This is a genomic window from Streptomyces sp. NPDC059851, from assembly GCF_042732005.1.
Classification (GTDB): Bacteria; Actinomycetota; Actinomycetes; order Streptomycetales; family Streptomycetaceae; genus Streptomyces.
This window is the reverse complement of record NZ_JBHWJJ010000225.1, coordinates 1-7,564: the sequence shown is the minus strand read 5'-3', so window position 1 is coordinate 7,564 and position 7,564 is coordinate 1. Positions and strand designations below refer to the sequence as shown.

Below are 7,564 nucleotides of genomic sequence, written 5' to 3'. Positions count from 1 at the left end.
CCCCGTGGGGGGCCGGGCTCCGGTGGCACTCGGAAGGGTGGGTCAGAGGGTGTCGGCGGCGATGTTGGCCGCGACCTGCTCCAGCAGCGGGCCCGCGTTGGCGATGCACTTCGCCGGGTCCGGTTCGAGCTCCGTCAGCGGGTACGCCCGGCGGATGCCGGCCGCCTGCAGTGCCGACGGCTCCAGGAGGAGCCGCCCGCACACCGCCACGACCTCCCTGCCAGCCGCCCGGGCCGCGGCCGCGACCCCGGCCGGGGCCTTGCCGTGCAGGGTTTGCTCGTCCAGGGAACCCTCACCGGTGATGACCAGCGTCGCCCGCTCCAGCGCCGGGGCGAAGCCCAGCACCTCCAGCATCAGCTCGATGCCGGGCCGGAAGCTCGCGCCGAGCAGCAGGGCCCCGTAGCCGATGCCGCCCGCACCGCCCGCGCCCGGCGAGGCCGCCAGCTCGGTGGCCTTCGGGCCGATCGCCTGCTCCAGCACCAGCGCGTAGTGCGCCAGCGCCGCGTCCAGCGCGGCCACGTCCTGCGAGGAGGCGCCCTTTTGGGGGCCGTACACCGCCGCGCAGCCCTTCGGTCCCGTCAGAGGGTTGTCCACGTCGCTGGCCAGGACGAAGTCGACCTCCGCGAACCGCGGGTCGACGCCGGAGAGGTCCGCCGAGGCCAGCCGGGCCAGCGCACCGCCGCCCGGGCCGACCGGCACGCCGTCGGCGTCCAGGAACACCGCGCCGAGGGCGGCCAGCATGCCCGCCCCGCCGTCGGTGGTGGCGCTGCCGCCGACCCCGAAGACGATCGTCCGGGCGCCCGCGTCCAGTGCGGCCTTCAGCACCTCGCCCGAGCCGTACGTCGTCGCCGTCAGCGGCGCGAAGACGCCCGCCGGCAGCAGCTGCAGCCCGGAGGCCTCCGCCATCTCGACGACGGCGGTGCCGTCGCGCAGGGCGAACGCAGCCGTGACCTGCTCGCCGAGCGGCCCGGTGACCCGTACCTCCCGGCGCTCGAACCCGGCCGCCACGGCGGCCGCGACCGTGCCGTCGCCGCCGTCCGCGACGGGGAGGGTCTCGACCTCCACGCCCGGTACGGCCCTGCGAAGGCCGGCCGTCACCCGCTCCGCGACCTGAACGGCCGTGAGCGAGCCCTTGAATTTGTCCGCGGCGATGAGAACGCGCGCGGCCTCAGTTACTGCTCCGTCCGTCACCTTGCTATCCCTTGCTTTCGAACAGTGCAGTCGCGCCCCCATGAGCCTATCCGGAGGATCCTCCTATGCCCATGGGTGGCCTGGGTCACATCCGGCACGCCCTCGCCCTGAATGCGGTGGAATGCGGTGAACACGGACATGGGCCCGCATGTCGGGGCGGCGCGGCCCGGATCCGCGGAAGGGCCGACCGCCACGCCCGTGACCCCGGGCGCGCCGCGCTCGATAGGGTGACCGGGTGACCACCACGGATGACTACGCCACGTACATCGCGAGCCTGCCCCGGGTCCTGGCCGGCTCGGCCGCCCTCTTCCGCGACGCGCACGGGCGGGTGCTGATCGTCGAGCCCAACTACCGGGAGGGCTGGGCGCTGCCGGGCGGGACCATCGAATCCGACCGGGGTGAGTCCCCGCGGGCGGCCGCCCGCCGCGAGACCGCCGAGGAGATCGGCCTCGACCTGCCCCTCGGTCGGCTGCTCGCCGTCGACTGGACGCTCGGCCCGGGCCGCCCCCCGCTGGTCGCCTACCTGTACGACGGCGGCGTCCTCGACGAAGCACGGCTCGCCGCGATCCGGCTCCAGGAGGAGGAACTGCTCTCCTGGCGCCTCGTCGAGCCCGCCGAGCTCCCCGCGTACCTCCTCGGCCCGCTCGGCCTGCGCGCCGTGGAGGCCTGCCGGGTCCTTGAATCCGGCGAGGGGGTCGTGGAACTGGAGAACGGCCGCCGCCCCGACGACTCCTGACACCGGGCCGGTGACACGGGGCTTATCAAGAGCAGGACACAATCAGCTGATGATCACGATGTACGCCTGGCCGAGCACGGCCGACGGGCCGGACGCCCTGCCCATGGTCCACTTCACCACCGACCGCCAGGAGGGCGGCGAGGTGACCCCCGAGGGAACGCCGGTGTGGCTCTTCGACACCGCGATACGCGAGGGCGGCTGGGCCCTGTTCACCGACTTCGACGGCTGGGCCACCCCCGCCGAGGGCTGGCGGGCCCTCTACCGCCGCGAGGACGACCTGCTCGCCGTCTCCGGTCCCGGCCCGTGCGAGGGCTGGTACCAGGGCAACCTCGGGGCCGACGCCGACTGGGTGGAGGCCGCCACCGCCCAGCAGAGCGTGGTCCTGCTCGCCGCCCCCGTCCAGCACCCCTCGCTGTTCCCGTACGCGGTGGAGGCCGGCGCCGCCTTCGCCCTGCTGGTGCCCCTGGCCGTGGTCTAGCGGCGACCCCGCGGCGGTAGCCTCCGTCCTGTGCACGACATACGCGAAACCGGCTCCACCCTCACCCTCACCCTGACCGGGAACCTGAACGACGACGAGTACCTCGAGGCCGTCCGGGCGGCCGGACTCTTCCGGAGCTGGCGCAGCTCTGTCATCGCCACCACGACGGCACTCGCGGCGACGGGCGCGGCGCTGTTCGCCCTCGGGGACTCGCCTCACACCGTGGCCGCCCTGCTCTGTGCCGGGGCCGCGTACGCGGCGCTGGGGCTGCTCGTGCCCCCGGCGCTCGCCGCCCGCTCCTTCCGCAGGGAGCAGGCCAAGGGCACCCACCGCTGCACGATCGACGACACCGGCATCGCCACTGCCCGCGGTGGGGTGGAGCTCCTGAGGGTCCCGTGGAACCGGTTCACCCGCCACTACGAGACGGACCGGCTGTTCGTGCTCGTGGGCCGCGCCGGCAGGCAGCGCCTCGTCATGGTGCTGCCCAAGCGGCTGCTGACCGCGCCCGGCGAGGAAGCGCAGCTGGGCGCGGTGCTCGAAGCGCGGGTCGGTCGCGGCCGCTGAGCGGGCTCGGTGAAGTCCGGTGCGGTACCGCGCCCCGCAGGGGGCGCGGGGAACTGCGCGACCAGCACCCACCGGCCTGCGGTTCCGTGACCGGACTTCCAGGGGAGCGCTCAGGCCCTCCTTCCGCCCCGCGGATCAGAAGAGGGCGTCCGCGGCCGGGACGGCGGCCGCCTTGCCTGCCTCGAACTCCAGCAGGCGGACCTTGCGGTCGACGCCGCCGCCGTAGCCGGTCATGCTGCCCGACGCGCCGATGACACGGTGGCAGGGGACGATGATCCCGATCGGGTTCTTCCCGTTGGCCAGGCCCACCGCCCGCGAGGCGTTCGGCTTGCCGAGCCGGGCCGCGAGCTCCCCGTAGGACCAGGTCAGCCCGTACGGGATGCGCACGAGCTGGGCCCACACGCTCCGCTGGAACTCGGTGCCCTCCAGGCGCATCGGCAGGTCGAACGCGGTCAGCTCCCCGGCGAAGTACGCGGCGAGCTGCCGCGCCACCTCCGGGAACGGGGCCTCGCTCGCGGCGACCCGCTCCCCGAAGGACTCCTCGGCCGGGCGGTGCCGCTGCCCGGTCATGTACAGGCCGCTGAGTACCCCGTCCGTGGCGACGAGCGTGAGCGGCCCGTAGGGGCTGTCGACGACGGTGTGCTGCTTGATGTGCGTCATGGTGCTGCGTGCTCCTCAGACGGGCAGGTGGTTGATCGGGTGGTCGTAGGTGGCCCACAGGTACTGGACGGCGTACGCACGCCAGGGCCGCCAGCCGGCCGCGCGGGCGGTGAGTGCCGCGGGCGTGGACGGCAGCCCGAGCTCCGCGGCGGCCTTCCGCAGCCCCAGGTCGGACGGCAGGAAGGCGTCGGGGTCCCCCAGCGCCCGCATGGCGATGACCTCGGTGGTCCAGGGGCCGAAGCCGGGCAGGGCGGCGAGCCGGGCGCGGGCGGCGTCCCAGTCGCTGTCGATACCCAGCGCCAGCGAGCCGTCGGCCAGGGCCGCGACCAGGGTGGTGAGGGTGGTGCGGCGGCTGCGGGGGAGGGCGAGCTGCTCCGGGTCCAGGGCGGCCAGCGCCTCCGGCGAGGGGAACAAGTGGGTGAGGCCGCCCTCGGGGTCGGGGTCGGCCACCGGCTCGCCGTACGCGGTCACCAGCCGGGCGGCGTGGGTCCGGGCCGCCGAGGTGGACACCTGCTGGCCCAGGACCGCCCGTACGGCGAACTCGGCCGCGTCGACGGTCCGCGGGACCCGGCGCCCCGGGGCCTTGTCCACGAGCGGGGCGAGCAGCGGGTCGGAGCGCAGCTGCCCGTCCACCGCCTCGGGGTCGGCGTCCAGGTCCAGCAGCCAGCGGCAGCGGCTGATGGCGAGGGTGAGGTCGCGCAGGTCGGTGAGGGCCAGCTGGCAGCCGATGTGGTCGGGCTGCGGGCTCAGGGCGACGACCCCGGTGCCGTAGGGGAGCCGCAGGGTGCGGCGGTAGGCGCCGGCCCGCCACTCCTCGACGCCGGGGACGGCGGTGGCGGCGAGGTGGCCGAAGAGGTTGTCGGGGTTGAGCGGGGCCCGGTAGGGCAGCCGCAGGGTGATCGTTCCCGGGATCCGCGGCTCCGTCGCGCTGCCCTTGCCCCCCGCGGCCCGGGCGCGCAGCTCGCCGGGGGCCAGGGCGAACACCTCGCGCACGGTCTCGTTGAACGTCCGGATGGAGGCGAAGCCCGCGGCGAAGGCCACGTCGCCCATGGGCAGGGTCGAGGTCTCGATCAGCAGCCGGGCGGTCTGCGCGCGCTGGGCCCGGGCGAGGGCGAGCGGCCCCGCCCCGAGCTCGGCGTTCAGCTGCCGCTCGACCTGCCGGGTGGAGTACCCGAGCCGGGCCGCGAGCCCCGGGACGCCGTCGCGGTCGACGACACCGTCCCGGATGAGCCGCATGGCCCGCGCCACGGCGTCGGCGCGGGCGTTCCACTCGGGGGATCCGGGGGAGCTGTCGGGCCGGCACCGCTTGCAGGCCCGGTACCCGGCCTGCTGGCAGGCGGCGGCACTGGGCAGGAAGGTCATGTTCTCGACCTTGGGCGGCACGGCGGGGCAGCTGGGCCGGCAGTAGATCCCGGTGGTCCGGACGGCGGTGAAGAACCACCCGTCGAACCGGGCGTCCTTGGACTGCACGGCCCTGACGCAGCGCTCGGTGTCGGTGTACATGGCTCAAGGATCCCGACCGTGGGGGACGGGGGCTGGCGATTTTCCGACATCAAGCGTAGCCGGGCCGGGGGCCGGGGCGTGCCCGTCGGGCGGCAGCGCACCGTGGTTCGGGTCCGCGCCGCCGCGTTCCGCCCCCACCCCGCCAGCCCCGCCCCCACCCCGCCAGCCCCGCGCTCGCCCCGCGCTCGCCCCGCGCTCGCCCCCGCCCCCCACCCATGCCTCCTTCGCGGTCGACGCGGGGCCCATGGCAATATGGGCGCCGATTTTCGGCCACACCCCTCACCCATGGCCTGAAACATCCGCATGACGGAAAGGACCCCTGTGAGATCCGAGGCCGAAGCCGTCGTCTGGACCGCCGTCTGGACCGCCGTCTGGATCCTGTTCCTCGGCGCTTCCGCGGTACTGCTGCGCCGGCACTGGCGTGGGGCCGGCATCGCGAGCCGGCCGGACGTGGACTGGGTGTCCTGGTCGCTGCCCCCGGGGGTTTCCGCCGGCCGCGCCCTGAGGCAGGGCATCAACCGGGCCCTGCCCGTCATCCTCGGCGGCGCCTGGGTCATCGCCCTCGGCGTGGGGGTCCGCTGGGCGCTGCCGGTGCTCGGGGTCGAGCTGTCCGCCGCGGCGGGCATCGGGATTCCGGCCGCCGCACTGGCGCTCACCGCGTTCGGCGCGGTGGTGCTCGTACCGGCGGTCGTCCTGTTCAACCGGCCCCGGCTGCTGGTGGCACCGCCCCTCCGCGGGGAACCGGGGCTGCTGGCCCAATGGCGTTCCGACCGGCGGATGCGGGCGGGGAATACCGGACCGAGGAGTGTCCGGCCGGCCGAGCGCGCACCGCGCGGCGTGATCGCCACCTGGCTGCTGGCAATGGCCGCCTTCGTGACCCTGAGCAGTCTGTACGCGGCCGACTGGTGGCGCACCGCCGCCCTGCACTGGCCCGGCGGCGGCCACGCCTTCGCCGCCTGCCTCGGTCTGGCGGTGCCCGTGCTGGCCGTCGGGGCGATGCTCGCCGCCGGGCGGGCCGCCAGTGCGTCCGGGCTCCGCGCCGTTCCGCGCTGGCTGCTGACCGGCGCGGTGGCGAGCCCGCTCGCCGTCGCCCTGATACTGGCCTTCCACACGATGCCCGGCCGCCGGGAGGCGACCCGGGGCTGCCGCGACCGCTGCTGGATCCGGTACACCTACCCGCACGCCGTGGCATGGCAGGTCACGGGCTTCGTCGTGGGCTTGGCCCTCACCGGCCTGCTCGTCTTCGCCCTCCTCCGGCTGCGTGCCCGCCGATCACCCGCCCCGTCCTGACGGCGCCCACCGTCCGCCAGGCGGGCCGGTTCGACGGCATGACGGCCGCGTCCCGGCGCCCGATGGCCCGGTACCCGACCCGGTGGCTCCGCACCCCGGGGTGCGCCCCCGCCCGACCGCCTGGGGGTGCCGTTCGGACGGCCCTGGCGTCGGCCCGGGCCCGGCGACCGTACTCGCCCCCCGGGGCCGGCTCTGGCCTGGCGCCGCCGCCCGACCGCCTGGGGGTGCCGTTCGGACGGCCCTGGCGTCGGCCCGGGCCCGGCGACCGTACTCGCCCCCCGGGGCTGGCTCTGGCCTGGCGCCCCCCGCCCGACCGCCTGGAGGTCCTGCCCCGATGACCTCCGGCTCGCTCCGGTGGCTCTCGGCCGGTGGCCGGTGGCCTGGCGGTCCCACTGGTGGCCCTGCCCCGGGCCGACGGCCGGCGGCGCGGTGCCCGGAACCGGGCGACGCGGGTTCGGCCCGGCCGTCCCGCCCCGGCGGAGCCTGCCGGGTCCCGGCCCTGGCGGCGGAGCGTCAGGAGCGGCCCGCGGGCCCGGCGGCACCCGACGGCCCCGGCGCCCCGGCGGTCCGGTGGCGCCGTAGGCCCGTGTCGGGCCCGGGATCGGTGCGGGGCGGGCGTCATCCGGGGTGTTCAGCGGCATGCCCGGAACCGTCTCCGGCTCCGGACCGGATCCCGGCCGGGTTCCCACACGTCCGCGGTCATCCCCGAGCGCCTTAGCCTGCGGCTCTTGGACCCGCTGCCGGGTGAGGGTGATGTGACGTGATCGGCCGGGTCGGGATCGTGGGCGCGCCGCTCGGCGATTCCGGTGATCCGTAGGCGGTCCGCCCCGCGACGGCGATCGCGTCCCTGCGGTCCCCGTACACCCCGTCCAGCGCGGTCAGCACGCACAAGGGCAACGACAACTCGACCATCTCGGGCGGCTCCGACCGCGTCCTGATGCCGACCCCGGCCACACCCCCGAAGCCCCGCCCGTGGATCGGCGAGCGGACCACTGCCCTGCCGCCCGGGACCGCGCCGTGCCCCTGCTCGGGTCGGTCCGGCTCCGACGGGCGGGGTCGGCCTCCCGCTCCGGCGCGTCGCGGCCGCGCGCGGGGCGGGCCGGCGCGGCCGGGGCGGGGGGGGGGCGGGGCGGCCCCGCGCC

Annotated in this window: 7 protein-coding genes; 4 read left to right on the top strand and 3 right to left on the bottom strand. The window is 76.0% G+C overall.

What is annotated here, in order from left to right:
* Positions 1-42 precede the first annotated feature (42 nt).
* Positions 43-1,191, bottom strand: coding sequence for a glycerate kinase (locus ACFV7Q_RS37705; RefSeq protein WP_385435462.1), 1,149 nt, complete (start codon positions 1,189-1,191; stop codon positions 43-45).
* Between the two features lie 235 nt (positions 1,192-1,426).
* Here ACFV7Q_RS37705 and ACFV7Q_RS37700 point away from each other — a divergent pair, with 235 nt between their 5' ends.
* From ACFV7Q_RS37700 to ACFV7Q_RS37690, 3 genes are read left to right on the top strand one after another with little or no spacing between them, the layout of a single operon-like run.
* On the top strand, positions 1,427-1,927 hold the full coding sequence (locus ACFV7Q_RS37700; RefSeq protein WP_385435461.1) for an NUDIX domain-containing protein: 501 nt from the start codon (positions 1,427-1,429) through the stop codon (positions 1,925-1,927).
* Between the two features lie 49 nt (positions 1,928-1,976).
* A complete protein-coding gene (locus ACFV7Q_RS37695) occupies positions 1,977-2,405 on the top strand; it encodes a hypothetical protein (protein WP_385435460.1) in 429 nt (142 codons plus the stop codon).
* Positions 2,406-2,435: 30 nt separating this feature from the next.
* Complete coding sequence (locus ACFV7Q_RS37690) at positions 2,436-2,969, top strand: YcxB family protein (protein WP_385435459.1); 534 nt, start codon at positions 2,436-2,438, stop codon at positions 2,967-2,969.
* Between the two features lie 135 nt (positions 2,970-3,104).
* Here the strand turns inward: ACFV7Q_RS37690 and ACFV7Q_RS37685 are convergent, their stop codons facing one another.
* Together ACFV7Q_RS37685 and ACFV7Q_RS37680 are read right to left on the bottom strand one after the other, a co-directional pair.
* Positions 3,105-3,629, bottom strand: coding sequence for a methylated-DNA--[protein]-cysteine S-methyltransferase (locus ACFV7Q_RS37685; protein ID WP_385435458.1), 525 nt, complete (start codon positions 3,627-3,629; stop codon positions 3,105-3,107).
* Positions 3,630-3,644: 15 nt separating this feature from the next.
* Positions 3,645-5,132: an AlkA N-terminal domain-containing protein gene (locus ACFV7Q_RS37680; RefSeq protein WP_385435457.1), complete on the bottom strand. Its 1,488-nt coding sequence runs from the start codon at positions 5,130-5,132 to the stop codon at positions 3,645-3,647.
* Between the two features lie 321 nt (positions 5,133-5,453).
* Between ACFV7Q_RS37680 and ACFV7Q_RS37675 the strand changes: the two genes are divergently transcribed.
* Positions 5,454-6,422 (top strand): hypothetical protein, encoded by a 969-nt coding sequence (locus tag ACFV7Q_RS37675; RefSeq protein WP_385435456.1) that lies wholly within the window; start codon positions 5,454-5,456, stop codon positions 6,420-6,422.
* The last annotated feature ends 1,142 nt before the right edge of the window (positions 6,423-7,564 follow it).